Annotated in this window: 24 protein-coding genes; 15 read left to right on the plus strand and 9 right to left on the minus strand. The window is 71.9% G+C overall.

The features are described from left to right. Positions 1–3: 3 nt before the first annotated feature. From GD970_RS00340 to GD970_RS00355, 4 genes are read right to left on the minus strand one after another with little or no spacing between them, the layout of a single operon-like run. The gene (locus tag GD970_RS00340) at positions 4–777 is read right to left on the minus strand and encodes an HpcH/HpaI aldolase family protein (protein ID WP_170297133.1); all 774 of its coding nucleotides are present in this window, start codon (positions 775–777) and stop codon (positions 4–6) included. Then, positions 774–2,408: a fucose isomerase gene (locus tag GD970_RS00345; RefSeq protein WP_152199422.1), complete on the minus strand. Its 1,635-nt coding sequence runs from the start codon at positions 2,406–2,408 to the stop codon at positions 774–776. The genes GD970_RS00340 and GD970_RS00345 overlap by 4 nt, the downstream gene beginning before the upstream one ends. A 13-nt stretch (positions 2,409–2,421) precedes the next feature. Then, complete coding sequence (locus GD970_RS00350; protein ID WP_152199424.1) at positions 2,422–3,885, minus strand: FGGY-family carbohydrate kinase; 1,464 nt, start codon at positions 3,883–3,885, stop codon at positions 2,422–2,424. A 24-nt stretch (positions 3,886–3,909) separates the two neighbouring features. After that, a complete protein-coding gene (locus GD970_RS00355; RefSeq protein ID WP_152199427.1) occupies positions 3,910–4,902 on the minus strand; it encodes a LacI family DNA-binding transcriptional regulator in 993 nt (330 codons plus the stop codon). 191 nt (positions 4,903–5,093) lie between these two features. Between GD970_RS00355 and GD970_RS00360 the strand changes: the two genes are divergently transcribed. The 11 genes from GD970_RS00360 to GD970_RS00410 all read left to right on the plus strand — a co-directional run bounded on the left by GD970_RS00360 (position 5,094) and on the right by GD970_RS00410 (position 16,339). Then, positions 5,094–5,789 (plus strand): GntR family transcriptional regulator, encoded by a 696-nt coding sequence (locus tag GD970_RS00360; RefSeq protein ID WP_226925027.1) that lies wholly within the window; start codon positions 5,094–5,096, stop codon positions 5,787–5,789. Positions 5,790–5,849: 60 nt separating this feature from the next. Then, positions 5,850–6,830 carry a Bug family tripartite tricarboxylate transporter substrate binding protein gene (locus tag GD970_RS00365; RefSeq protein WP_152199430.1) on the plus strand — a complete coding sequence of 327 codons (981 nt, stop codon included), beginning with the start codon at positions 5,850–5,852 and terminating at the stop codon, positions 6,828–6,830. Next, entirely contained in the window at positions 6,830–7,432 is a 603-nt protein-coding gene (locus GD970_RS00370) for a tripartite tricarboxylate transporter TctB family protein (protein WP_152199433.1), read from the plus strand. The genes GD970_RS00365 and GD970_RS00370 overlap by 1 nt, the downstream gene beginning before the upstream one ends. Next, positions 7,429–8,949 carry a tripartite tricarboxylate transporter permease gene (locus GD970_RS00375; RefSeq protein WP_152199435.1) on the plus strand — a complete coding sequence of 507 codons (1,521 nt, stop codon included), beginning with the start codon at positions 7,429–7,431 and terminating at the stop codon, positions 8,947–8,949. Before GD970_RS00370 ends, GD970_RS00375 begins: the two co-directional genes overlap by 4 nt. Further along, positions 8,946–10,022: a sialidase family protein gene (locus tag GD970_RS00380; RefSeq protein WP_152199438.1), complete on the plus strand. Its 1,077-nt coding sequence runs from the start codon at positions 8,946–8,948 to the stop codon at positions 10,020–10,022. The genes GD970_RS00375 and GD970_RS00380 overlap by 4 nt, the downstream gene beginning before the upstream one ends. Before the next feature lie 67 nt (positions 10,023–10,089). Beyond that, on the plus strand, positions 10,090–10,950 hold the full coding sequence (locus tag GD970_RS00385; RefSeq protein WP_152199440.1) for a dihydrodipicolinate synthase family protein: 861 nt from the start codon (positions 10,090–10,092) through the stop codon (positions 10,948–10,950). 339 nt (positions 10,951–11,289) lie between these two features. Then, on the plus strand, positions 11,290–12,279 hold the full coding sequence (locus GD970_RS00390) for an ABC transporter substrate-binding protein (protein ID WP_211489624.1): 990 nt from the start codon (positions 11,290–11,292) through the stop codon (positions 12,277–12,279). Then, on the plus strand, positions 12,276–13,214 hold the full coding sequence (locus tag GD970_RS00395; RefSeq protein ID WP_152199443.1) for a 5-formyltetrahydrofolate cyclo-ligase: 939 nt from the start codon (positions 12,276–12,278) through the stop codon (positions 13,212–13,214). The genes GD970_RS00390 and GD970_RS00395 overlap by 4 nt, the downstream gene beginning before the upstream one ends. 4 nt (positions 13,215–13,218) lie before the next feature. Further along, positions 13,219–13,968: a 5-formyltetrahydrofolate cyclo-ligase gene (locus GD970_RS00400; RefSeq protein ID WP_152199446.1), complete on the plus strand. Its 750-nt coding sequence runs from the start codon at positions 13,219–13,221 to the stop codon at positions 13,966–13,968. Continuing rightward, a complete protein-coding gene (locus GD970_RS00405) occupies positions 13,965–14,801 on the plus strand; it encodes an ABC transporter ATP-binding protein (RefSeq protein ID WP_152199449.1) in 837 nt (278 codons plus the stop codon). Before GD970_RS00400 ends, GD970_RS00405 begins: the two co-directional genes overlap by 4 nt. Further along, positions 14,798–16,339 carry an ABC transporter permease gene (locus GD970_RS00410; RefSeq protein WP_170297134.1) on the plus strand — a complete coding sequence of 514 codons (1,542 nt, stop codon included), beginning with the start codon at positions 14,798–14,800 and terminating at the stop codon, positions 16,337–16,339. Before GD970_RS00405 ends, GD970_RS00410 begins: the two co-directional genes overlap by 4 nt. A 206-nt stretch (positions 16,340–16,545) precedes the next feature. Here GD970_RS00410 and GD970_RS00415 read toward each other — a convergent pair whose 3' ends face one another. The 4 genes from GD970_RS00415 to GD970_RS00430 all read right to left on the minus strand — a co-directional run bounded on the left by GD970_RS00415 (position 16,546) and on the right by GD970_RS00430 (position 20,014). Continuing rightward, the gene (locus GD970_RS00415) at positions 16,546–17,016 is read right to left on the minus strand and encodes a PPOX class F420-dependent oxidoreductase (RefSeq protein WP_152199455.1); all 471 of its coding nucleotides are present in this window, start codon (positions 17,014–17,016) and stop codon (positions 16,546–16,548) included. Between the two features lie 48 nt (positions 17,017–17,064). Then, the gene (locus GD970_RS00420; protein ID WP_152199750.1) at positions 17,065–17,787 is read right to left on the minus strand and encodes an ATP-binding cassette domain-containing protein; all 723 of its coding nucleotides are present in this window, start codon (positions 17,785–17,787) and stop codon (positions 17,065–17,067) included. A 134-nt stretch (positions 17,788–17,921) separates the two neighbouring features. Further along, a complete protein-coding gene (locus GD970_RS00425) occupies positions 17,922–18,914 on the minus strand; it encodes an ABC transporter permease (protein WP_152199457.1) in 993 nt (330 codons plus the stop codon). A 50-nt stretch (positions 18,915–18,964) separates the two neighbouring features. Beyond that, entirely contained in the window at positions 18,965–20,014 is a 1,050-nt protein-coding gene (locus GD970_RS00430) for a substrate-binding domain-containing protein (protein ID WP_152199459.1), read from the minus strand. A gap of 194 nt (positions 20,015–20,208) precedes the next feature. Between GD970_RS00430 and GD970_RS00435 the strand changes: the two genes are divergently transcribed. Continuing rightward, the gene (locus tag GD970_RS00435) at positions 20,209–20,394 is read left to right on the plus strand and encodes an SDR family oxidoreductase (RefSeq protein WP_211489626.1); all 186 of its coding nucleotides are present in this window, start codon (positions 20,209–20,211) and stop codon (positions 20,392–20,394) included. A gap of 103 nt (positions 20,395–20,497) precedes the next feature. On the opposite strand, the gene GD970_RS00440 is transcribed toward GD970_RS00435, so the two are convergent. Then, positions 20,498–20,872 (minus strand): PH domain-containing protein, encoded by a 375-nt coding sequence (locus GD970_RS00440; RefSeq protein WP_152199463.1) that lies wholly within the window; start codon positions 20,870–20,872, stop codon positions 20,498–20,500. A 291-nt stretch (positions 20,873–21,163) separates the two neighbouring features. On the opposite strand from GD970_RS00440, the gene GD970_RS00445 reads away from it, so the two are divergent. The 3 genes from GD970_RS00445 (at position 21,164) to GD970_RS00455 (ending at position 24,669) form a co-directional block, all read left to right on the plus strand. Beyond that, a complete protein-coding gene (locus GD970_RS00445) occupies positions 21,164–22,417 on the plus strand; it encodes a hypothetical protein (RefSeq protein ID WP_152199466.1) in 1,254 nt (417 codons plus the stop codon). 86 nt (positions 22,418–22,503) lie between these two features. Continuing rightward, complete coding sequence (locus GD970_RS00450; protein ID WP_152199754.1) at positions 22,504–23,412, plus strand: aldo/keto reductase; 909 nt, start codon at positions 22,504–22,506, stop codon at positions 23,410–23,412. Positions 23,413–23,559: 147 nt separating this feature from the next. Further along, on the plus strand, positions 23,560–24,669 hold the full coding sequence (locus GD970_RS00455) for a nuclease-related domain-containing protein (protein WP_152199469.1): 1,110 nt from the start codon (positions 23,560–23,562) through the stop codon (positions 24,667–24,669). The last annotated feature ends 75 nt before the right edge of the window (positions 24,670–24,744 follow it).

Consider the following 24,744-nt stretch of genomic DNA (forward strand, 5'->3'; position numbering starts at 1 on the left):
TACTCAGCGGTACCGGCCGGCCCCCGCGGGCGCCGCGACGTTCAGGTACGCCTCGTCCACCGCCCGGCGCAGCAGCACCGAGTCCCGCGCCGAGATGACCAGGTCCATGCCGCGCGCCACCCAGTGCCGCGCCGTCGCCGGCTCCGCGCAGTCGACGCCCGCGGCGATGTCGGCGGCGTGCGCCGTCGTCATGACGTGCTCGACCGCCTCCTGCAGCTCGGACGAGTCCTCGAGCGGCACCCGGCCCAGCCCCAGGCTCAGCGCCAGGTCGTTGGGGCCCACGTAGACGGCGTGGACACCGGGCACGCGCACGATCCGCTCGATGTTCTCGAGCCCCGCGGCGGTCTCGATCATGACGATGCAGGTGGCGATCCGGTCGCCCTCGTCCGCCTCGGGGAAGCCGCGGCGGACGTCGCCCCACAGCGGCCCCCAGCTGCGGGTGCCGGCCGGGGCGTACCGGCAGGCGTCGGCGGCCCGGCGGGCCTGGGCGGCGTCGTCGACCATGGGCACCACGACGCCCTCGGCGCCCAGGTCGAGCACGCGCATGATCTGCTCCGGGGCGTTCCACGCCACCCGGACGACGCCGGCCGAAGGGGTGCCGTGCAGGGCGTGCAGGATCCGGCCGACGGAGCCGAGGTGGGCGAAGCCGTGCTGGAGGTCGACGCAGACGAGGTCGTACCCGGCGCGGCCGACGATCTCGGCGGCGACCGGGTCGTCCAGGGCGCTCCACACGCCGTGGGTGACCCGGCCGCCGGCCCAGGCGTCCTTGAGGCTCACAGGCTGACGTCGCCGCACAGGTGGACGGTCACGCCCAGGCGGTCGAACATCGCCGCCTTGGCCACGAGGGCCTTGTCGGCGCTGGCCGCGTCGTCGCCGTAGGCGACCTGGACGTGGTTGGCCTTGTGCCGGGCCATGAACTGGTCCCGGCCCACCCCGTGCAGGACGACGTTGGCCACCGGCCACTCGGGGTTGGTGGCCTGCTTGCGCCGCTCGGTCTCCGCCGCCGGGAGCTCGACGACGCTGGCGCGGCCGAGGTCGACGTGCAACCCGCCGTCGGCGATGTACACCCGGGACCAGACGATCTCGCCGGGCTTGGACACGCCGTTGATGGTGGCGCCGCCGGCGGGGAAGAACACCGGGCCCTGGCGCCAGGCCTCGGCGTCGGCGTAGCCGTTCTCGAAGTGCGAGGGCGGGACGGACCCGGAGATCTCGTAGACCCAGACGAACTGCCCGTCGTACTCCTCGCCCCAGCGCACGTCATGCAGGGTGTTGGCCGGGTCCAGGCCCATGGCGGTCCACACCCGGTTGGTGACCAGCGCGTCGACCGCCACGCCCTCGTCGACCTCGTTGAAGTGCGGCAGCGCCTGGCCCTCCCACAGCACGCGGGAGCCGTCGCGGCTGGTCACCGGCGGGCGGGCGACGTTGTTGAGCAGGCCCTCGACGAGGTCGGAGGCGGGCGCGAGGTCCTTCATGCCCTGCTGGTACTGGATGCCCACGGCGTCCAGGCCGAAGTCGTCGCTGATCCGCAGGGCGGCGATGTACATCTTGTACTGCCAGCGCAGCTGGTTCTCGGTCAGCTCGGTGGCCTCGTCGGTGCCGAGCTTGAACCGCATGCCGGCCTCGCGCAGCCACGCCCCGACGGCGTCGGCCTCGGCGTCGCTGACCTTCTGCATCTCCGCCCACAGCGCCGACTGGGAGAGGCGCTCCTTGTAGATGCCGATGGGGTTGAGCAGCTCGTCGTCGATGATGGCGTTGTACATGCCCATGCAACCCTCGTCGAAGACGCCGATGATCGCCTTCTCCTCCAGCAGCTGCGCGGCCAGGGCCTCGCCGAGCTCGCGCTCGGGGCTCGCGGGCAGGGGCGGCAGGGCGCGCACGTGCGAGGCGTCGTGGCGGATCGCCCCCTCCTGCAGCCAGGAGCGGATGCCGTCCTGGAACCAGGCGTCGGTGCCGTCGACGGTCCAGATCGTCGAGTAGGAGGTGCCCATCTTCGTCAGGCCGGCGTTGAGGCCGAGCAGGCCCACGAGGCCCGGCCAGGCGGGCTCGAAGTTCGCCACGGTGAGGATCGGGCCGCGGTGGCTGCGCAGGCCGGCCAGGACGTGGTGGCTGTACTGCCAGTTGGCGATGGCGACGATCAGCGGGGCGTCGGTGGGCAGGTTCTTGAAGACCTCCAGGCCCATCCGCTGGCTGGTGATGAAGCCGTGCCCGGTGTCCGGGTCGACGTCGAAGCCGCGGACGACATCCCACCCGTGGGCGGTGACGGCGTCGGTGACGATGCGCTCGAGCTGGGCCTGCATCGGCCAGCTCGCCGTGTTGGCCGACTCGCGCAGGTCGCCGCTGGCGATGAGGTAGGCGGTGCGCGGGGCCGCGATCGGCCGGGCGAGCGGGGCCGGGAGGGTGTACGTCATCGGTGGGGCTCCTTCACTGGGTCCGGGCCAGGGCGTGCACGACGTCACGGGTGGCCGGGTAGAGGTCGAGGTAGAGGTCGTAGAGGCGGTCGTAGACCGCGGTGGTGGCCGGGTCCGGGGTGCGGGTGGCGGCCGGCGGGTTCCACTGCGCCATCGAGGCGTCGGTGAGCAGGCGGGCGGCGAGGAACGCGGCCCCGTAGCTGGCGCCGATGGTGCGGGTGGGGATCACCTGCTCCAGGCCGGTGACGTCGGAGACCACCTGCGTCCACAGGTCGCCCTGGGTGCCCCCGCCGACGGCGACGACCCGGTCGATCCGGGCGCCGGCCGCGCGCAGGGCGTCGACGTTGTGCCGGACGCCGAAGGCGGTCGCCTCGAGCACGGCGCGGTAGAGGTCACCGCGCGTGTGGGTCAGTGTCAGGCCGGCGATGACGCCGCGGGCGTCGGGGTCGAAGATCGGGGTGCGCTCCCCCGCGAAGTACGGCAGCGCCAGCAGGCCCCGGGCGCCGGGCCCGGACGCCGCGGCCTCGGCGAGCAGCGTGGGGTAGTCGACGCCGCCGGTGAGGTCGCGCAGCCAGGCGGTGACGGCGCCGGAGGTCGCCATGCCGCCGGCGAGGTTGCGGGTGCCCTCGAACGCCCCGACCGTGCCCCACATCAGCTCGCTGGTGACCCGCACGGGGACGGTGGCCACCAGGAACATCGTGGTGCCGTACATGAGCATGAGGTCGCCGGGGTTCTGCGCGTCCACGCTGATCGCCTCGGACCAGGCGTCGATCGTGCCGGTGATGACCGGCACCCCGGCGGGGATGCCGGCGACCGCGCGCGCGGTCACGCCGGCCTGCTCCCCCGCCCAGCGCAGCGGCGGCAGCTCCAGGTCCGGGGCGATGTGCTCCGCCCACGGGGCGTGCCAGGCCAGCGCCTCGGTGTCGAACAGCGGGGTGCACTGGCTGGCGGAGTGGAAGTCGAGGACGTACTCGCCGGTGAGCCGGTAGGCCAGCCACGAGGCGGGCATGAACAGCCGGCGGGCGCGGGCGAAGACCTCGGGCTCCTCCTCCGCGACCCAGCGCAGCTTGGGGCCGACGGCCTGGCTGGACAGCAGCGAGCCTCCGCGCTCGAGGATGGCCGCGGCGCCGAGCTCGGCGTCGAGCGCCGCGATCTGGGCCTGGGCGCGGGTGTCGACGCCGTAGAGGATGGCGGGCCGCAGCGGGGTGCCGGCCTCGTCGGTCAGGAGCACGCACGGGCCCATCCCGGAGACACCGACCGCCGCGACGTCGACGTCGCCGGGGGCGGTGAGCTCGCTCGCCAGCTCGACGAACTCGGCCCACCACAGCTCGCCGTCCATCTCGACGTGGCCAGGGGCGGGCCGGCTCACGGCGTGCTCGCGCACCGCCGTCCGGAGGATGTCGCCGTCCTCGGCCACGAGCACGCCCTTGCTGCTCGAGGTGCCGATGTCCACTCCCAGAAAACCGCGCCGTCGCATGGCCGGGAGCGTGTCAGAAATCGATTACTGGCGCAAGCCCACCTCGCCCGCCTCCGGCCCGGGGACGCCGTCGATGCGCTGGACGACGAGGCGCGCGGGCTCGTCGTCGCCCGCGATGCGCTCGACGAGCATGCGCGCCGCCGTCATGCCCATCTGACGCGCCCCGAGGGGCACGACGACGAGGCTGTCCGGCGCGGCGGCGAGGAACGGCAGGTCGCCGATGACGGCGACCTGCACGTCGGTGCGCCCGCGCTCGGCGAGCGCCTGCAGCGCGCCGACGCCGACGAGGTTGTTGGTGGCGAGCACGGCGTCCGGCGGCGCCCCGAGCGCGAGCAGCTCGCCCATCGCGTGCCGCCCGCCCTCGACCCGGAAGGTGGTGCGCACGAGGAGCTCGTTGGGGGCGTCGAGGCCGGCCTCGGCCAGCGCCCCACGCCAGCCCTCGGCCCGGTCGTTGGCGGTGCTGGTGGCGGCCGGGCCCGCCAGGCACGCGATGCGCCGGTGACCGCGCTCAACGAGGGCGGCGGTCGCCCGGCGCGCCAGCGTGACGTTGTCGAACACCACCTGGTCCACCGCCCCGGCCACCGGCCGGTCCACGACGACGACGGCCCGGTCCCGCGCGAGCAGCCGGGAGACGGGCGGCTCGCCGTCGGCCGGGGCGATGATGACCCCGGCCATGTTCTCCCGCTCGGCGATGTCGAGGTAACGCGCCTCCTTGGCCGGGTCGTCGTCGCTGTTGCACAGCACCACGGAGTACCCGGCCTCGCGGGCGACGTCCTCCACCCCGCGGGCCAGCGAGGTGAAGAACGGGTTCTCGATGTCGGCGACCACGAGCGCGATGACGTCGCTGTGCCGGCGCCGCAGGGACCGGGCCGTGCGGTCCGGGGAATAGCCGAGCTCGTCGGCGGCGCGGCGCACGGCCTCGGCGAGGTCCGCGCGGACCGTCTTGCCGTTGAGCACGCGCGAGACGGTCGCCGTCGACACGCCCGCCCGGGCGGCCACGTCCACGATCCTGGCCATCACCCCTCCTTGGGAACCGCCTCACTGTAGGGCAACGGCGCAGGTCAGAGCAGTTCCCCGGGCTGCAGGGACTCGTCCGGGCACCGCGGCGCGCCGAACTCCGGACGGGACTTGCGCCTTACCGCCGTCCACCCCTATGTTCCCGGTCAACGGTTAACCGGAAATCGATTACAGACGACGAGGAGGTCGCCGTGAGTCTCAACGGGTCCTGGCGCAACGCGGTGACCACCGTGCGCCCCGCGCCCGCGCTGGGGCGGCACGTGGTCGACCACCTGCGCCGGCTGATCATCACCGGCCAGCTGGCTGCGGGCACCCACCTGGTCGAGTCCCAGCTGTCCGAGACCTTCGACGTCAGCCGCGGGCCGGTGCGCGACGCACTGCGCCAGCTCGAGGCCGAGGGCCTGGTCGAGTCGCGCCGGCGCGGCGTGTTCGTCATCGGCCTCACCGTCGACGACATCGAGGAGCTCTACGTGCTGCGCCATCTGCTCGAGGCGGAGGCCGTGCGGCAGTGCATGCGGCGGGGCGGCGACCTCCTCGAGCTCGACGCGATCGTCCTCACGATGGGCGAGGCGGCCCGTGAGGGTGACGCGGCCGCCTTCGCCGAGGCGGACCTGGAGTTCCACTCCGCCTTCTACGCCCTCGCGGGCCACCGCCGGCTGGAGAAGGTGTGGCAGCAGTACCGCCCCACCTTCGCGGACATGCTCTCGGTGACCAACGCCGAGGACCGCGACCTCGCACCCATCCACCGGGACCACCTCGACCTACTGGCCCGCGTGCGCGCCGGCGACCAGCCCGGCGCCCTGAGCCTGCTGCGCGAGCACATCGACGGCTCGCGAGAACGCATGCTCACCGCCTACGCGCGGTTCATCGCCGATCCGAGCGCCTGACCTCTTTCCCCCGCAGTACCCCTCCAACCCCTGCAGTACCCCGACAAAGGAGTTGTTCACATGAAGCGCACGACCCGCCTGGCCTGCCTGGGCGCCGTCTCCTCCCTCGCCCTGGTGCTCGCCGCCTGCTCCGGCAGCGCGTCCGGCGACGACGCCAGCGGGGACGCCGCGGCGTCCTCCTACCCCGAGAAGGACATCAACTTCATCGTCCAGGCCGCCGCCGGCGGCGGCTCGGACCTCAGCTCGCGCGCCCTCGTCGCCGAGCTGGAGCCGATCCTCGACACCTCCATCATCGTCGAGAACCGCCCGGGCGCCTCGGGCTCGACCGCCATGCAGTACGTCGCCGACCAGGACACCGACGGCTACACCATCGGCTTCGTGCCGGTGGAGATCGCGATGCTGGGCCACCAGAACTTCGACGTCGACCCGGCCGACTTCGACTTCCTCGGCCAGATCATGCTCGCCCCCGGCGTCCTGTCGGTGCCGGCGGACAGCCCGTACCAGACGCTCGAGGAGTTCATCGAGGGCGCCAAGACCGAGGCGCTGTCCGTCTCCAACTCCGGTGCGGGCTCCATCTGGGAGGCCGCCGCCCTGGGCCTGGCGGCAGAGACCGGCGCCAAGCTCACCCCGGTGCCCTTCGACGGCGGCGCGCCGGCGCTGGCCGCAGCCATCGGTGGTCAGGTCGACGCCGCCGTCGGCGGCGCGGGCGAGACCCTGGCCGCGTTCAAGGAGGGCCAGGTGCGCCCGCTCGCGATCTTCCACAACGAGCGTCACCCCGACATGCCCGACGTGCCCACCGCCGCCGAGGCCGGCTACGACCTCGAGTTCGGTGGCTGGGGCGGCATCTACGCGCCCGCCGGTCTGCCGGACGACGTGCGCGAGACCCTTGAGTCCGCCATCGAGGAGGCCGCCGGCTCCGACAGCTTCACCGGCACCATCACCAAGGCCGGCAACCTGCCCGTCTACCGCGACTCGGCCGAGTTCACCGACTTCGTGAACTCCGAGTACGAGCGCTTCGGAGAGATCCTCGGAGCTCAGTGATGACCTCGTCCGCACACCCGCGGCAGCAGGGCGCCCCGTCCGGCCACGTGCCGGACGGGGCCGCCCCGTCCGGCCGGCACGCCACCGGGTCGGACACGACGTCAGGCGTGGTCGACGCCGTCGAGCCCGCCGAGGCCGACCACGCCGTGCTCGCCGCGCCCTCGCGCCGTCTCGAGATCGTCTGCGCGGCCCTTGCCGTCGTCGGCTCGGGCGCGCTCTACCTGCTCGCGCGCGCCATCGAGGTGCGCACCGAGACCGGCGGCATCGACCCGCGCTGGTGGCCCGAGCTGCTCGGCACCCTGGGCCTGGCCCTCGGCGTGGCCCTCCTCGTGGTCGCCGTCGTGCGCCCGCCGTTCTCCCGGGAGGACCTCGAGGCCGCCACCCGCCAGGGCTGGGTGCGCCTCGTGTCGGCCGTCGCCCTGTCGGCCGCGTTCGTCGTGCTATGGCCGCTCGTGGGCTTCCTTGTGGCGACGCCGGTGTTCCTCATCGCCGCCACCTACCTCTTCGGCGGGCGCGGGTGGAAGACGCTGCTGCTCTTCCCCCTGATCACCACCGCCGGCATCAACCTGCTCTTCCACACCCTCCTGAAGGTGCCGCTGTGAACGCCGTTGCCGAGGGCCTCAACGCCCTCATGGACCCCACGGTCGCGATCTGCCTGGTCGCCGGCCTGCTCATCGGAACCCTCGTCGGCGCCTTCCCCGGGGTGACCGGGTCGATGGCGGTAGCGCTGGCGTCCGGCTTCACGCTCACGCTCGAGCCGGTCCAGGGCCTCGCCGTCCTGCTGACCATCTACGTCGGCGCGAACTACGGCGACCGGATCCCCTCCATCCTCGTCAACACCCCCGGAACGCCGGCGGCCATCGCCACCACCCTCGACGGCTACCCCATGGCCAAGCAGGGCAAGGCCGGCCTGGCGCTGGTCAGCTCCTCGATGGTGACCACCGGCGGCATCCTGCTGTCGATGGTGGTGTTCCTCCTGGCCGCCCGCCCGGTCGCGAGCATCGCTCTGAAGTTCGGCCCCGCCGAGATGTTCGCCCTGGTGGTCTTCGGCCTGACGGTGATGATCTCCATCTCGTCGAAGTCGGTGCTCAAGGGCGTGCTCGCCGGCATCGCCGGCCTGGCCATCGCCACCGTCGGGCGCGACCCGATCACGGGCGACTCCCGGTTCGTCTTCGACGTCAACGACCTCAACTCCGGGCTGCCCTTCATCGCAGTGATCATCGGCCTGTTCGGCATCGCCGAGCTGTTCGACCAGCTGCTGACCCATCGCCAGCAGCACATCAAGCCGATCTCCAGCCTGGGCCGCTGGTGGCCCACCAAGGCCGAGTACAAGGAGATGGCCAAGCCCTTCGGGCTCAGCACCGTCATCGGCACCGTGGTCGGTGTGGTGCCCGCCGCGGGTGGCGACATCGCCGGCCTCATCGGCTGGGACCGCGCCAAGCGGATGTCCAAGCACCCGGAGAAGTTCGGCAAGGGCTCCCTCGAGGGGCTCGCGGCGGCGGACACCGCCTCCAGCGCCACCCTGGGCGGCTCCCTGACCACCACCATGGCGCTGGGCATCCCCGGCGACTCCGTGATGGCGGTGATGATCGGCTCGATGATCATCTGGGGCCTGCAGCCCGGCCCGTCGCTGTTCACCAACAACCCGGACCTGATGATCAGCATGGCCGCCATCATGATCCTGGCCACGGTGCTGTCCCTCGGCATCAGCCTGGTGCGCATGCGCGGGATGGTGAAGCTGCTGGACCTGCCCAACCACTACCTGTGGGCCGGCATCCTCATCTTCTGCATCGTCGGTACCTACACCACCACCAACAACCTCTACACCGTGTGGGTGATGCTGGCCTCCGGCGTCGCCGGCGTCATCATGAAGCGCACCGGCTTCCCGCCGGGACCGGTGGTGCTCGGCCTGCTGCTCGGCCCGCTGGCGGAGGCCAACCTGCGGCGCGCCCTGCTCATCGACGGCCCCGCGATCCTGGTCACCCAGCCGATCTCGGCCGGCCTGCTGGCGCTGGCGGCGCTCAGCCTCGTCCTCCCCCTCCTGGGTCGCGCCCGTGCGGCGCGCCGGGCCCGGGCCGAGGTCGCGGCGCCCGAGGACGAGCCGGCCCTGACGCGATGATCACCCCCGGCATCGAGCGGCGCTGGGTCGCCGTCGACCACCCCGGCTGGCGGCAGGCGCACGCCTCCACCGTGCTGGCGGTCGACGGCGGCCTGGTGGCCGCGTGGTTCGGCGGCACCCGGGAGGGCACACCGGACAACCGCATCTGGCTGGCGCACCGCCCGGCCGGTGCGCTGTCCTGGCGCGGGCCGTTCCCGCTGGCCGAGGCCGACGAGGCCCACTGGAACCCTGTCCTCGCCCACGGTCCCGACGGTGCCGTCTGGCTGTTCTTCAAGCGCGGCCCGCTCATCTCCCGGTGGACAACCTGGTTCTGCCGCTCGGAGGACGGCGGCTCGTCCTGGTCCCCGCCCGCCGAGCTGGTCCCCGGCGACGCCGGAGGCCGGGGCCCGGTGAAGAACCCGCCGCTGCTGCTCGACGACGGCGCCTGGCTCGCCCCGGCGTCTTCCGAGCGCTGGGACGACGCCCCCGTGTGGGACGCGTTCGTCGACCGTTCGACCGACGGCGGGCGCACCTGGACCGCCGCGCCCGTCCCGCTCGACCGGGCTCGGCTGATCGGCGCCGGCGTCATCCAGCCGGCGCTGTGGCAGCGCGAGGGCGCGGTGTTCGCGCTCCTGCGCAGCACCGAGGGCAGTGCCTACCGCTCCTGGTCCGACGACGGCGGGGTGACCTGGTCGCCCGCCACCGCGACCGCGCTGGCCAACAACAACTCCGGCCTGACCGTCGCCGCCCTGCCGGACGGGCGGGTGGCCTGCGTGCACAACCCGGTCTCGGAGAGCTGGGGCGCGCGCTGCCCGCTCGTGGTCTCCGTCTCCGCCGACGACGGCCTCACGTGGCGTGCGGCGGTCACCGTGGAGGACGGCGTCACGCCGTTCGACGACCACCCCGGCCGTGCGCCCGCCCTGCCCCCGCCCGGGGCCTTCTCCCCCGCCGACGCCGGGGTCGCCACCACCGGCGTCGGGGAGTACTCCTACCCGGCCGCCCTGGTGGACGGGGACACCTTCGTCATCACCTACACCTGGCAGCGCCGCGGCATCGTGGAGGCGCGGGTCCCGATCGCCCTGCTTCACCCGTAGCCCCATCCCGCGTCCCGCTCGGCCCGCTCCGCTCGTCGTTCCATCCCGCTTCTTCGAAAGGACCCCCATGCCCGCCCGCATCATCAGCGCCGTGCCCGTGCCGTTCACCGCCGACGGCGCCCTCGACCTGTCCGAGTTCGAGGCCGCGCTGCGCACGATCGACCCGCACGTGGACGGGGCGCTGATCGCCGGCACCACCGGGGAGTTCCCCGCCCTGGACGACGACGAGCGTCTCGAGCTCTTCCGGCGTGCCGCCGAGGTGCTGGGCACCGAGCGGGTCATCGCGCACCTCGGCCACGGCTCCGTCCGGCAGGTGCTGCGGCTGGCGGAGGCGACCGCGGAGCTGGGCATCGACCGCCTCGCGCTGCTCTCCCCGTACTACCTGCCGACCGACGACGACGGCGTGGTCGACTTCTTCCGGGCGCTGACCGAGGCCTTCCCGGCCGCGTCGGTGTACGCCTACCTCTTCCCCGAGCGCACCGGCATGGACGTGCCGGTGGAGGTGCTGCGCCGGGTGATGGAGCTGCCCGGCATGGTCGGGGTCAAGCTCTCCGGCGGCGCCGCGGCCCGGCTCACCGAGTACGCCGCCGTGCTGCGCGAAGGGCAGGAGCTCTACTCCGGCGACGACTCGACGCTGCCGTGGGTGCTCGAGCAGGGCGGCACGGGCGTGGTGTCCGGGGTCTCCTCCGCCTTCCCGGAGACCTTCGCCGCGCTCGCCCGGGCCCTGAACGCCGGCGACGCCGCGACCGCGGCTGAGATCCAGACCTCGGTGGTGGAGGTGGTCCGGCTGACCGGGCCGACCATCCCCCGGCTCAAGGCCGCCCTGGCCGCCCGCACCGGCGCACCCTGGGCGAGCCGCATGGCACTGCCGGCGGTCGACGCCGAGCTGCGACGGCAGATCGAGGCGGCCGTCGCGCGACACGGCTGACATGAGCTGAACTCCTGCCATCTGGCATGGTGAGGCGCCGCCGGACCCGTCGGTCCGGCGGCGCCTCTCGTTGCTGAACCGGACGGCCTGCCGAGCACGTCGCGAGGGCCGCGGAGCCGGGCCGGGGACGTTCCAGCCCTCCCTACCGTCCCAGCAGCACGGGGCCATCGGGCGTCTCACCTGCGGCGATCCGGACGTATCAGTATTCGGACATTTGTGGCCACATCGTGATACGGCCGCCGGGCACCAAATGTCTAGATGTTCTACTCGGTCGCGTCGCTCGTCCGGCCCGGCCGATCTCGCGGGCCGAGACACCAGCCCCACCCCGAAGGATCCCGCATGCCCATGCGCAAGCCTGCCCGCCTCGTCTCCGGCGCCGCCGTCGCCGCGGCCGCCCTCCTCCTGGCCGGATGCTCCGCCGCCTCCTCCGACCCCTCGGCGGACGAGGCCGACATCACGATGCAGTCCTCCTGGATCAACGACGCCGAGTTCAGCGGCTACTTCGCCGCCATGGACGAGGGGCTGTACGAGGCCGAGGGGATCTCCTTCGAGTACCTCCCCGGCGGCCCGAGCGTCATCCCCGAGAGCTCGCTGCTCTCCGGCGCCGCCGACGTGGCCCTGACCACGCCCGACACCACCATCAACGCCATCGTGGACCAGGGCGCGGACTTCGTGATCATCGGCACCCAGTACCAGCGCAACCCGCTCGGCGTCGTCTCCCTGGCCTCCTCCGGCATCGACGAGCCCGCGGACCTGGTCGGCAAGACGATCGCCGTCCCGGACGTCAACCGCCTGGCCTTCGACGCGATGCTGACCATCAACGACGTCGACCCCGCGTCGGTGACGGTCGTCCCCTACGCCTACGACCCGACGCCGCTGCTGGAGGGCGAGGTGGACGCCACGATCGACTTCGTCACGAACGTGCCGTACACCATCGAGCAGGCCGGCGAGGAGGCGTCCTCGTTCCTGCTGTACGACGTCGGGTACAAGATCCCCAACGACACCGTCGTGGTCACCCGCGACACCCTGGAGAACAAGCGCGACGAGCTGGTCGCGTGGCTGCGGGCCAGCCGCGCCGGCTGGGACGCGGTGCTCGAGGACCCGGCCGTCTACCCGCCCAAGTTCGCCGACACGTGGTTCAAGGGCACCGGGCGCACGGTGGAGAACGAGATCTACTTCAACACCGCCCAGAAGCCGCTGATCGAGTCGGAGAACGGGGTCTTCGCCCTCACCGACCAGCAGGTCCAGGACACGATCGACACCCTCGCGCTGATCGGGATCGAGGCCGACAAGGCCATGTTCGACACCTCCCTGCTCGACGAGCTGTGACGCCGGCCCGCACGCCCAGCTACGTCCACGTCACGGCCGCGCTGCGCGAGCTCGCGCTGGCCCAGCCGTGGGCGGTGGAGCGGCCGCTGCCGCCGGAGAAGGACCTGGCCGAGCACTTCGGGGTCAGCCGGGGCACGCTGCGTCGGGCCACGGAGGAGCTCGTCCGCGAGGGCCTGCTCAGCTCCGAACCCGGCCGGGGCACCTTCGTGGTGCGCAAGACCCAGATCCGCCTGCTCATGGAGGACGGGCTGCGCGAGATCGCCCGCCCGGACAGCCGCTGGCACCTGGACGTGAGCAAGTTCGTCCCCGACTTCGAGGGCTCCGAGCGCTGCCACGCGGCGCTGCGCGAGCTGCCCGCCTACCGCGCGGCCCGGACGGTGTTCATCACCCCGGACAACAGCCTGCAGGCGGCGGTCCACCATGCGCTCGACGACGGCAAGGCCGTGCTCGTGCCGACCTACGGGCTGCGGCGCGGGATCGTCCTGCTCGACGACGTCGCCCCGGCCGACCGGGCCTTCGCCTCCACCCTCGACGGGCTGGAGCGTTTCGGCCGGACCCTGGACGTCGACGGGCTGCGCGCCGTCGGGTCGGTGGACGTCGTCGTGTCCGGGGCGACGGCGCTCACCCGCGCCGGCCTGCACATCGGCGGCGAGAGCGGCTACTTCGGGCTCGAGTGGGCGATCCTCGCCGACCTCGGCCTGGTCGAGGAGGCCACGCCGATCGTCGCCGTCGTCCACGACATCCAGGTGCTCGACATCGACCTGTCCCCCGGCCCGGAGGACCTCGGTGTCGACACCATCCTGGCCCCCTCCGAGACCATCCACACCCACCGGGCGTTCGCCCGGCCCGTCGGCGCCCACCCGCTCCCTGCCGGCGGCGCCCTCGACCACCTGCCTTACCTCCGCGAGCTCCGTCGCCCCACCCTGAGGAAGTGACCCTGTGACCGACACCGACCTGTACCGCCAGCGCATCTGGGACTCTCTGAAGCGCGTGGGCCGCCCCGACTCCCGCTTCCACTGGGACTTCTCGTCCTTCATCGCCGACTTCGAGGGCAATGAGGCCGCCACCGACCGGATCCTGGCCCTGGACGCCTGGGCCCGGGCCTCCCGGGTGTTCATCACCCCGGACAACTCCACCGAGCTGCTGCGCCGCGCGGCCATCCGCGCCGGCAAGACCCTCCTGGTCACCACCTACGGCATTCGCCGCGGCTTCCTCCAGCTTGACCCCGGCACCGTGCCCGCGGACGAGGTCAGCTACGCGGCCACCCTCGACGGGCTGGACCACTACGCCCGCCCGGTCAGCCTCGCCGAGCTCCGCGACGGCGAGCCGCTGGCCCTGATGGTCACCGGCGGGTCCGCCATCAGCCGCAACGGCATCCGCTTCGGCAAGGGCCACGGGTACTTCGACCTCGAGTGGGCCATGCTCTCCGAGATCGGGCTGACCTCCGCGGCCACGGAGATCGTCGACATCGTCCACGACGAGCAGGTCGTCGACGAGGACCTCGAAGGCGAGCCGCACGACGTCGCCGTGGACTGGATCGTCACCCCCACCCGCACCGTCCACGTCGAGCTCGACGGCGCCCGGGAGCCCGGGCGGGTGTTCTGGGACCTCGTGCCGGGCACCGAGCACGAGACCATCCCCCCGATCATCGAGCTGCGCGAGCTGACGACCGCCGGGGCCGGCCGGTGAGCGGCATCTCCGTGCGCGGGGCCGCCAAGGTCTACGCCGGGCGGCACGGCGAGACGGTGGCGCTGGAGGGCGTGGACCTCGAGCTGCCCGAGCACTCGATGACGGCGCTGATCGGCGCCTCCGGGTGCGGGAAGTCCACACTGCTGCGGCTGCTGGGCGACCTCGAGCAGCCCACCGCCGGCGGGGTCCTCGTGGGCGGCCGGCCGCCGCACGAGCTGCGCCGCCAGGGGCGGATCGGCGTGGCCTTCCAGGACGCCGCCCTGCTGCCCTGGCAGAGCGTGCGCAAGAACATCGCCCTGTCCGTGCGGGCGTCGGGCCGGAAGGTGGACTGGGCGGAGGTGGACCACCTCGTCCGGCTCGTCGGGCTCGAGGGCTTCGCCGACGCCCGGCCCGGCCAGCTCTCCGGCGGGATGCGCCAGCGGGTGTCCATCGCCCGCGCGCTGGCTGTGCGGCCCCAGCTGCTGCTGCTCGACGAGCCGTTCGGGGCGCTGGACGAGCTGCTGCGCACGCAGATGAACATCGAGCTGCAGCGCATCTGGCTCGAGCAGCGCAGCACCACGGTGATCGTCACCCACTCCGTCGGCGAGGCCGTCTTCCTCGCCGACCGGGTAGTCATCATGGGCGCCCGGCCCGGCCGGGTGGTCGACGTCGTCGACGTGCCGTTCCCCCGCCCGCGCGACGCCGAGCTGATGCGCTCGGCGGAGTACCACGCGCTGTGCGACGAGGTCTCCGCCCGCCTGGCCGCCGCCATCGGCGGCGAGGAGGCCGCGCCGTCGGCCCCGGCGGCGGCGGCCCCCGCGCCAGTGCCCGCCGCAGCGGGGGTGGGGGCGTGACCGCGGAGCGGCGCCGCACGCTGGTGACGCTGGCCGGCCTGGTCCTCGTCTGGGAGGTGGTGGGCCGCCTCGGCCTGGTGGCCGACGGCGCGCTGCCGTCGCTGTCCGCCATCGCCGCCTCGCTGGTGCAGAACTGGGCCGTCTACCCGCCGCACCTGGCCGCGACGCTGAGCGCCGCCGGCGCCGGCTTCGTCCTGGGTAACGCGGTCGCCGTCGTCCTGGCGCTGGCCTTCGCGCTGGTGCCGGTGCTGCAGCGGGTGACCTCCACGCTGCTGGTGACCCTGTTCTGCCTGCCCATCGTCGTCGCCGCGCCGATCCTGGGCATCGCCTACGGCGGGGACTGGCCGAAGATCATCCTGGCGGCCCTGGCCGTGTTCTTCCCGACGATGATCTCCACCCTGGTGGGGCTGCGCACCGTACCGCCGGGCGCCGTCGAGGTCGTGCACGCCTCGGGCGGCGGACGGCTGCGGGCGCTGGCCCTGGTGCGGCTGCGCCACGCCCTGCCGGACCTGCTCGCCGGCCTGCAGGTGGCCGCGCCGGCCGCGATGCTCGGCGCGCTGCTCGGCGAGTTCCTCGGCGGACGGCGTGGCCTGGGCGTGTACCTGCTGGGCTCGATGGGCCGGGCCGAGCCGGCGACGCTGTGGGCCATCGGGCTGGTGGCGGCCGGCATCTCCGCCGCCGCATACGGCGTGCTCGGGCTGGTGCGCCGTGCGCTCGGCGCCCACGACGTCCAGCCGATCGCGGACCCGTCAGACTCTGGCGCCGGTGCGGCCGGGCGGCCCGCCGCCCGGGTGCTGCTGGCCCTGACCGGCGTCGTGGTGCTGCTCTGCGCCTGGTACGCCTTCGTCGGGTCCACCGGGCTGCCCACCACGGTGATGAACACGCCGCTGGACGTGTGGCACAACCTGGTCAGCGGGGCCAACGCCGGCCGGACGCGGGAGGCGCTGCTGCCCGCGCTGGGCGGCAGCCTCCTGGCCGCCGCCATCGGCTCGCTCGCGGGCATCGCCGTGGCCTGGCTGCTCGCCGTGGCGCTCACGCTCGTCCCGGCGGCCGCGCGCGTGACCATGCCGTTCGCGTTCCTGAGCCAAACCATGCCGATCATCGCGCTGGTGCCGCTCATCGCCCTGCTGTTCGGGCGCGGGACGCTCACCGTCGTCGTCGTGACGATCTCGGTGACCTTCTTCCCCGCCCTGGTGACCATCCAGCAGGGCCTGGCCAAGGCGCCGCAGGGCCAGCTCGACGTGCTGCGCTCGGTCGACGCCTCCCGGTGGACCACGCTGCGGCTCGTCACCATCCCCAACGCGACGCCGTACCTGCTGGCCTCCGTGCGCCTGGCGGCGCCGCGGGCGCTGGTCGGGGTGCTCCTGGCGGAGCAGTTCGTCACCGGCACCGGTCTGGGCGGGCTGCTCGGCGCGTCCCGCGGCTATCTCGACTACCGCATGATGTGGGTCATCACCGCGGTGGTCGCCGCCGTCGCGGTGCTCACCTACGCCGCGGCCGAGGGTGCCGAGCGGGTCGTCCAGCGGCGCCGGGCTTAGGGTGCCGCGGCGGGACGACGACGTCGGCACCTCCCCCGCTCTCGGCGGGCGGCAATCCAGGGCAGGTAGCCGTTCCGGCCGGTGCCCCGGGCGCGATGGCGTCCGGGGCGCCGGCCGGCGGTGTCAGCCGAGGATCGAGCCGAGCGGAAGCGGTACGCCTGACGGGCCACCAGCCATCACTGCCTGCTCCGCGCGGTGGGCTGCCGTCAGGCAGGTGCGCGGTCCGGCGGGAATCCACCCGTCGCGACCGGACCCCACCCGGTGATGCTGATGCGGATGAGCGACTTGCCCTGCTTGCGCATCGCCGCGCGGTACTCCGCCCAGTCGGGGTGCTCGCCGGCAATGCAGCGGAAGTACTCCACTAGCCCGTCCTCCGCCTCCGGCGAGGGCATGTCCAGGACCTCGGCGGTACCGTCGACCTGCACCCAAGCGTCGTCCCAGTCGTCGGAGACAACCAGCACCGAGGCCGCCGGGTTCCGCCGTAGGTTCACCGCCTTGGCCCGGTCCGGGTAGGTCGAGATGACGAGCCGGCCGCCGTCGTCCACGCCGCCGGTGACGGGAGACAGCTGAGGACGGCCGTCGGCGCGGGTCGTCATGAGGACGTAGCGGTGGCGGCCGCTCAGGAACTGAAGCAGCTCCTCGGGAGAGACCCGGTCGGCAGTGGCGATTTTTGGCATGGCGCAGATCGTACGACGGCGACAACGTCCCGCCGCGGGCCGCCGCCCTCACCGGCCTCCGAGCCGCTCCTCCTCGGTCGGCTGCGTCGCCCCCGTCATCAGGGCTACCACCTCGCTCATCGATCGCTCGCGGGGGCTGACCACCGCTGCCCGCCGGCCCAGCCGGTGGATGTGGATCCGGTCGGCCACCTCGAAGACGTGCGGCATGTCGTGGCTGATGAGGACGACCGGCATGCCCTTGTCCCGGATCTGCTTGATCAGGTCGATGACCGTGCCGGACTCACGAACGCCGAGCGCGGCGGTGGGCTCGTCCATGATGATGACGCGCCGGCCGAACGCCGCCGCCCGGGCCACCGCCACGCCTTGGCGCTGGCCGCCCGAGAGCGTCTCGACCGGCTGGGTCACCGACCGGATGCCGATCTTGAGGGAACGGAACAGCTCCTCGGACTCGCGCCGCATGCGGGCCTTGTCCACCCGTCGGAACACCGCGCCGAGCACCCCGGGACGGCGCGCCTCCCGGCCCATGAACAGGTTGCTGGCGATGTCCAGCGCCGGCACCAGGGCGAGGTCTTGGAACACGGTCTCGATGCCGTGCGCTCGCGCGTCACGGGTGGAGTGGAAGCGCATGAGCTCGCCGTCGATCCGGATCTCGCCGGAGTCTGGGACCACCACCCCGGACAGCGCCTTGATGAGCGTCGACTTTCCGGCGCCGTTGTCCCCGATGACGGCGAGCACCTCGCCCTCGCGCAGCTCGAAGTCCGCCTCGTCCATCGCCGTCACGCTGCCGTATCGCTTGGTCAGCCGCGACGCCGTGAGCACGGGGCGTCCCGCGACGGGCCCCGCGCCCCCGGCGGGCTCGGTGCCCGGGGCAGGCTCGGTGCCTGCGCCGGGGTCGGTCGCCTGGCTCACTGCGTCCTCCTGCGCGTTATCTGGTCGAGGGCCACAGCGGCGACCACGAGGATCCCGGTGGCGATGTTCTGGTAGAGGTTGTCGATGCCGGCCTGCGTCAGCCCGTTGCGCAGCACCGCCACGATGAGCGTGCCCACCAGGGTGCCCACCACCCCGCCGCGACCTCCGAAGAGGCTGGTGCCGCCGATGACGACGGCGGTGATCGTCTCCAGGTTGGCGTTCTGGTAGGCGTTCGGGTCCGCGTTCGGGATCCGGCCGAGTGCCGCCCACGCCCCCAATGCGGCGATGAGCGCCGCCGAGAGGTAGACGGACACCAGGACCCGGGTGCCGCGGATGCCGGACAGCCGCGCCGCCTCGGGGTTCCCGCCGACGGCGTAGAGGTGCTTCCCGGCGGAGGTCTGCGTGAGGACGTACCACGCCCCGACGTAGAGCCCGAGCATCACCACCACGCCCCACGTCGTCGACGCGTTCCCGATCGAGATCCGGGCGCCCAGGACCGTCAGCGGCCCGTCCGGGACCGCGTACGTCGTCGAGCCCGCGTACAGCTGGGTCGCGGCGTAGACGACGGTCAGCATGCCCAGCGTCACGATGAACGGCGGCAGCCGCAGCATGGCGACCAGCGTGCCGTTGACCAGGCCGAGCACGGCGAGGACGACGACGGCGACGACGAGGCCGGCCGCCGGCCCGTGGTCCAGGGAGACCTTGGCCATGATGATCGTGCCGAGCACAGCCAGCGCCCCGATCGACAGGTCGATCCCGGCCGTGAGGATGATCAGCGTCTGCCCGACAGCGAGCATGCCGATGACGACGGACTGCTGGAGGACCAGGGAGAGGTTGTTCGCGGTCAGGAACGTGTCCGTCGCGAAGCTGAAGACCGCCACGGCCACGACGAGCGCGGCGAGCGGCCCGATGAGCGGGTTGCGCAGCACCGTGGCCAGGTCGAGGTGCCCTCGCGCCGTCTCCGGCGGAGTCACGGTCCGATCGCTCATGTGGTCTCCGGTCCGCCCTGGTGGCGCCGTGCTGCCGGGCGCCGTCGTCATTAGCCCCAGCAGTTCTCGAGACCCCAGGCACTGTCCTTGGAGTCGAGCCCGGAGACGGGCTTGTCGGTGATGAGCTGGGCGCCGGTGTCGTTGAACCCCGACGGCTTCGTCCCGTCCTTGGCGTACGCCGCGACGGCCTTGACGCCGTCGGTGGCCATGAGACCGGGGAACTGCATCACGGTGGCACCGATCTGCCCGTCCTTGATGGCCTGGACGCCCGCGCAGCTGCCGTCGATGGAGCCGATGGTCACCTGGTCGGCCAGCCCGGCGTCCTTGAGCGCCTGGTAGCCGCCGCGCGCCGCGGGCTCGTTGATCGTGTACAGCGAGTTGATGTCTCGGCTGCGGGCGATGAGGTTCTCCATCGCCGCCTGCGCCTTGTTCTGGTCGCCGTTGGTGTTCTCCTTGCCGACGATCTCCGGCGAGTCCTCCTTGAGGCCCATCCCGGTGAGGAAGCCCTCGTGGCGGAAGGTGTCCACGGTGCCGCCGGGCGTCCCGTCGAGCATCGCGAGCTTGGGCGCCGTGTCCCCCAGCGTCGCCTTGACCCACTTGCCCTGGAGCTCCCCGGCCATCCGGTTGTCGGTCGCGAACGTCGCGTCGACGGCGTCGGCGGGATCGGTGGCGGTGTCGAGGGCGATGACGACGACGCCCTTGTCGCGGGCCTGCTTGATGGCCGCGAGGATGCCGGAGGAGTTGTTCGGCGTGATGAGGATGCCCTTGGCCCCCTGGGACACGAGGTTCTCGATGGCGGATACCTGGCCCTCGTTGTCCCCGTCGAACTGCCCGGCCAGCGCCACGAGCTTCAGGCCCTCGGCGTCGGCCTCCTTCTGCGCGAACTCCTTCATCTTCACGAAGTAGGGGTTCGTGTTGGTCTTGGTGACCAGCCCGACGACGGCGCCGCCGCCACCGCCGCTGGTCGCACCGCCCCCGGTCGGCGACGAGGACGGCGTCGAGGGGCTCGAGCACGCGGCGAGGAGGAGCGTGCCGGCGAGGACCGCGCCGCCGGCGACCCGAACAAGGCGTCCTGCGATGAACCGACGAGCGTGCGACATGGCGGCCCCCGACCGTGGTCTCCCGGGCGCCGTTGCCCAGGACCTGGCCGTCAAGGTAGGCCCGGACGGGGAAATGGTCAACAAGTGTCGCCGTGGACGACTGGGGTGGACGACTGGGTAAGCGCCCGCCCGCTGACGTGAGCGGACGGTCATCGCCCCCTGCGGTCTTCGACGGCGTCTGCGCGAAGTGCTCCTTGAACACCCCGGAGAAGTGCGCCTGGGACGCGAACCTCCCCCGCCCGGTGATGTCGGCTATTCAGATGCACCGCCCGGCGCAGGCGCGGGAGATCGCCGGGATCGTGCTGTTCCTGTCCTCCGACCAGGCCAGCTCCGCCACCGGCGGGGTGTTCACGGTCGACGGCGGACAGACCGCGCACTGAGTCTCATCGGTCCTCGTTCGGTATGCGTTCCCTGCGCCGCCGTCGCTGATGGAGGACGTCGCCGCCGCGTGGTGCCCAGCGCGGCGGCACCGCAGCGGCGGCCTCAAAGAACGTGGTCGCCGATGAGCCGGTTGAGACCACGGATGTCCACCCCGCGCGCGAACTCGAGCTTGACCCGGCCCAACCCGCTGAACCACAGCTCCATCTCGGAGTCGAGGTCGAAAACGCCGGCGGTCTCCACCGAGAATGCCTGTATCCGGCTGTACGGCAGCGAGGTGTAGTCCTTCTTCTTGCCGGTCATGCCCTGGACGTTCAGCGCGATGAGGCGCTTGTTGGTGAAGGTGACCGAATCGCGGATCCCCTTGAAGGCCAGGTGGACGACCTCGTTCTCGATGAGGATCGGCGCAAACTCTTCCCGCGCCGTGGCAACGTCCCAGGCGCTGAGCTTGATGTAGGAAGCGTTCTGGAAGTCGATCACGGGTGCTCCTCCATATTGGTGAGGGCATGACCGTATCGCTCGCGGCTCGCCTCCCGACGCGAGAACATCCCTGCCAAGGCCCAGGATCCAAACTCCGCCTCTTCGCATTTGACGGTGTGTCGGGGCGGGAAGTCTCCCGCTTCGATCAGCCGCCCGGGATAACGTACCGCGGGGCCCGTCAAGGTCCGGCGGACGGTGGATCCTTTAACTTAGGGCCGGAAGACCTCACCCCGGCGAACGCCGCGCCCACCCCCGACGACCCACAACTGAGACGAGCCACAGGAGCCGAAGATGGACAACGAGATTCAGTTGATCAGCGACGGCGATGGGCTCGCGGTCATCGGGAATGCGACCGACGTCGAACGCTTCCTAGCCTCCGAAGGACTGCCGTCGTCGCGAGACCTCGGACCGCAACGACTCGGATCTCTCCTCAGTACCGGGGCTGCAGCAGTACAGGCGGGCTCCTCGATCGCAGCCAACTCCGGTCGCTGGGTGAAACTGACTGAGAAGTCCGCAGAGCTTGTCAAGAAGTACGGGCTGATGGAGAGCAAGACAGCGGGAGTCAGCCACGCCATGGTGGGGAAGCCAGGCGAGATCGCCAAATGGCTGCAGATCGACAACGCCGGATCGCTTCTGACCAACCCGGCGATGCTCGCTGGTGCCGCGGGCATCATGGCGCAGGTCGCGATGCAACAAACCATGGACGAGATCACCGATTACCTCGCCACGATCGACGAGAAGGTCGACGACGTGCTCCGCGCCCAGAAGGACGGCGTGTTGGCCGACATGATCGGGGTGGACCTCGTGATCGAGGAGGCCATGACCATCCGAGAGCAGGTGGGCCGGGTCTCTGAGGTCACCTGGTCGAAGGTGCAGGCCACAACGGCGACGATCGCACGAACCCAGGCGTATGCGCTGCGTCAGCTGGACGCGCTTGCGGAGAAGTTGGAGCGGAAGCGCGAGATCGGGGATCTCGCCAAGACGGCGAAGGAAGCCGAAGCCAAGGTTCAGGAGTGGCTGGCGGTTCTGGCCCGTTGCTTCCAGCTGCAGGACGCGATCGCCGTGCTCGAGCTCGATCGGGTGTTGGACGCATCTCCAGACGAGCTGGACCGCCATCGCCTCGGGCTCAAGACTGCCCGGCAGAACAGACTAGACCTCATCTCGCGCAGCACCGAGCGGCTCGTGGCGCGCATGCTTGCGGCCGCCGGCACTGCTAACGCGAAGGTGCTGCTGCACCCGACCACGTCCCCGGCTGTCGTCCGATCGAGCAACCACGTCACGGCCGGCGTCCACGACTTCCGCGGGAGGCTCGGGATCGAGTCCGGTAATCAGTCATCGGAGGCGAAGCGATGGGCAGACGCGGCGGCTGAGACCCGAGACAAGGTGCTCGAGACGGGGGCAGAGGGGGTCGATGCCGCCCGGCGCCTCGGTAACCAGACCTTCGACCGAGCCACATCCGTGACAGGAAAACTCTTCAGCGGTATCGCTGAGCGAGGCCAACGTCGGCGCGGGGACGAGCAGAAGCCGACGAGGACGGCTGAGTGAGCGCCGACCGTCGGCCCCGGGAGGCCGCTGCCACACAGTCGAGTCGGACGAGCCTGGGTACGAGCCCAACGGCCCTGTACGGCTGCATGGGGCTGGGCGGCACCTGGGACACCACGGAGTACGGCACGACGGAGATCGACCGCGCCGCGGCAGCCCTCCAGGCGGCACTGGACTCGGGCTTCACCTGGTTCGACCACGCCGACATCTACGGACGCGGCAAGGCAGAGGCGGTCTTCGGAGAGGTCGTCGCGCGCTGGCCCGGGCTGCGCGAGCGAATCGTCATCCAGACCAAGTGCGGCATCCGCCTGCCCGGCGGGGACCGTCCAGGCCTGTACGACCTCCGCCGCGAGACGATCCTGTTGCGCGTGCGCGAGAGCCTGCGGCGCCTTCGCACCGATTACCTGGACGTGCTGCTCCTGCACCGCCCCGACCCTCTCGCCTCTCCCGCCGAGATCGCCGGAGCGTTGGCGCTCCTTCACGAGGAGGGCCTCGTCCGTCAGTTCGGCGTCTCCAACATGAGCGGTCAGCAGATCGCTCAGCTCCAAGCCCATCTCGACCATCCGCTGATGGTCAACCAGCTTGAGATGAGCCTCCACCGGCGCGACTGGCTCGAGGCCGGCGTCCTGGTCAACACTGCGGAGGCCACAAGCAACGGCTTCCCACTCGGCACCCTGGAGTACTGCCGTGAGCACGGCATCGCCCTGCAAGCATGGGGCCCGCTGGCGCAGGGCCGGTACACCGGCCGGCCGGAGACGCCAGCCGATGACGACGCCGCGGAACTCGTGAACTCCCTCGCTGCTGCAAAGGGCACCACGCCGGAAACCGTCGTGCTGTGGTGGTTGCAGCGGCACCCCGCCGGCATCGCGCCGGTCATCGGCTCGACGAACCCGGACCGCATCCGGGCGTGCGGCGACGCTGTCAGCGGCCCGCCCAGGCTGACGCACGAGGAATGGTACGACCTCTGGACCGCCGCCCGGGGCGCGCCGCTGCCCTAATCGGCGAAGTCCCGGCCCCGGGAAACGCCAGCGCAGTCGGCGGCTAGTTGCCCCAAGCTGAGATTCGGGCTCCTTTCTATCCATAACCACCTCGGCTGAGCGAGCAGCCGCCATAGGCTGCGGCCCTTCGATCTCCCTAGGACGGCCATGGACCAGAACATTCGCAGCCAGGGGCACATACCCTCCCCGGTCCTCGACTTAGCCTCCCTGAACTGGCACCAGAGGATCTGGCCGCAGCATCCCGTCGTCTGGCCAACGCAGACGCAGGCCGAGCCGCCGCCATTTGACGGGGCCGCTCAGCGCGGGGTGGTCACTCTCGTGGCGATCAGCGTGCTGGGCATCGCCGCGAGCCACCTCGCCGGCGATTCCAGCGGGGCGGAGACGGTATTCGGCCTCGCCCTGTTCGGCGGCGCCGTCACGTGCGTCGGCCTCCGCGCACGCGGCCGGGCACCGCGCGCTTGCCGGCTCCTCTACCTGGCGGTCACGGCAACGCTCCTCCTCTCGCTCATCTCGAACGGTGTCGGGATGACCGTCTTGCTCGTCTCGGGCGCGCTCCCCCACCCGCTGATGGTCGTCCCCTTCGCCTTTTTAGCCCTGTATCTAGCGCTGCTCCGCCGTGGCTGGCACCGCGCGTCAGCCCTCGCGACCGCCCGTGCGGACGCGCTCAATCGGCGCGCCGCCCGGCTCGATCCCAACTGGGACGCCGAGCAGCGCGCCTTCGGCACCCCGGGCGTGAATCTGGTCGGTGCGCTGCCCCGGTTCGGCGAACGCAACGTCGCGCTTGGCACACTCGGCGAACAGATCACCGCCAGCCTCCTGGAGCACTTCTGCGTCATGCCGGGTGTGCGTGTTGTCCACGGCATGCGCTTCCCTGGATCAGCGCGAGCCGACATCGACCACGCGGTGGTCGCCGGCAATCGTGTGGCGCTCATCGACTCCAAGCTCTGGCAGCCCGCTCTCTACGAGCTCGATCCGTGGCGCCGCATTCTTCGGAACAAGCAGATGCATGCCGGCTATCGCACGAGCTTGGGCACGGCGATCGAGCGCGTTCGCATGCTCATGCCGGGTGCCGAGGTTCGCGGGTGGATCGTCGTGCACCCCAACGCCCCTGGCGCCGTCGGTGTCGTCAACTCTTGCCCATTCATGCGGATCGTCACCGCGCAGACCCTGCTGCAGGAGGTCGGTGAGTGGCTCGCCCCGCAGGGGCACCTGGTGGACCGGTTCGTCCTCGAGGACGTACTGGACATGCGCGTGTAGCCGGGGTCACTGACGCCGCAGACCACCGCACATTCGCATGGCGAGCCCGGGCCGACCTTGCCATGCGGCGTGCGA

This window comes from Georgenia thermotolerans (assembly GCF_009193185.1).
In the GTDB taxonomy this organism is placed as follows: Bacteria; Actinomycetota; Actinomycetes; order Actinomycetales; family Actinomycetaceae; genus Georgenia; species Georgenia thermotolerans.

Bases quoted from the DNA above. Each gene is read 5' to 3' on its own strand.
- GD970_RS00415 (WP_152199455.1), bottom strand. From the start codon at position 17,016: ATGCCAAAAATCGCCACTGCCGACCGGGTCTCTCCCGAGGAGCTGCTT.
- GD970_RS00350 (WP_152199424.1), bottom strand. From the start codon at position 3,885: ATGCGACGGCGCGGTTTTCTGGGAGTGGACATCGGCACCTCGAGCAGC.
- GD970_RS00425 (WP_152199457.1), bottom strand. From the start codon at position 18,914: ATGAGCGATCGGACCGTGACTCCGCCGGAGACGGCGCGAGGGCACCTC.
- GD970_RS00380 (WP_152199438.1), top strand. From the start codon at position 8,946: ATGATCACCCCCGGCATCGAGCGGCGCTGGGTCGCCGTCGACCACCCC.
- GD970_RS00355 (WP_152199427.1), bottom strand. From the start codon at position 4,902: ATGGCCAGGATCGTGGACGTGGCCGCCCGGGCGGGCGTGTCGACGGCG.
- GD970_RS00455 (WP_152199469.1), top strand. From the start codon at position 23,560: ATGGACCAGAACATTCGCAGCCAGGGGCACATACCCTCCCCGGTCCTC.
- GD970_RS00445 (WP_152199466.1), top strand. From the start codon at position 21,164: ATGGACAACGAGATTCAGTTGATCAGCGACGGCGATGGGCTCGCGGTC.
- GD970_RS00430 (WP_152199459.1), bottom strand. From the start codon at position 20,014: ATGTCGCACGCTCGTCGGTTCATCGCAGGACGCCTTGTTCGGGTCGCC.
- GD970_RS00345 (WP_152199422.1), bottom strand. From the start codon at position 2,408: ATGACGTACACCCTCCCGGCCCCGCTCGCCCGGCCGATCGCGGCCCCG.
- GD970_RS00450 (WP_152199754.1), top strand. From the start codon at position 22,504: ATGGGGCTGGGCGGCACCTGGGACACCACGGAGTACGGCACGACGGAG.
- GD970_RS00390 (WP_211489624.1), top strand. From the start codon at position 11,290: ATGCCCATGCGCAAGCCTGCCCGCCTCGTCTCCGGCGCCGCCGTCGCC.
- GD970_RS00370 (WP_152199433.1), top strand. From the start codon at position 6,830: ATGACCTCGTCCGCACACCCGCGGCAGCAGGGCGCCCCGTCCGGCCAC.
- GD970_RS00420 (WP_152199750.1), bottom strand. From the start codon at position 17,787: ATGGACGAGGCGGACTTCGAGCTGCGCGAGGGCGAGGTGCTCGCCGTC.
- GD970_RS00365 (WP_152199430.1), top strand. From the start codon at position 5,850: ATGAAGCGCACGACCCGCCTGGCCTGCCTGGGCGCCGTCTCCTCCCTC.
- GD970_RS00385 (WP_152199440.1), top strand. From the start codon at position 10,090: ATGCCCGCCCGCATCATCAGCGCCGTGCCCGTGCCGTTCACCGCCGAC.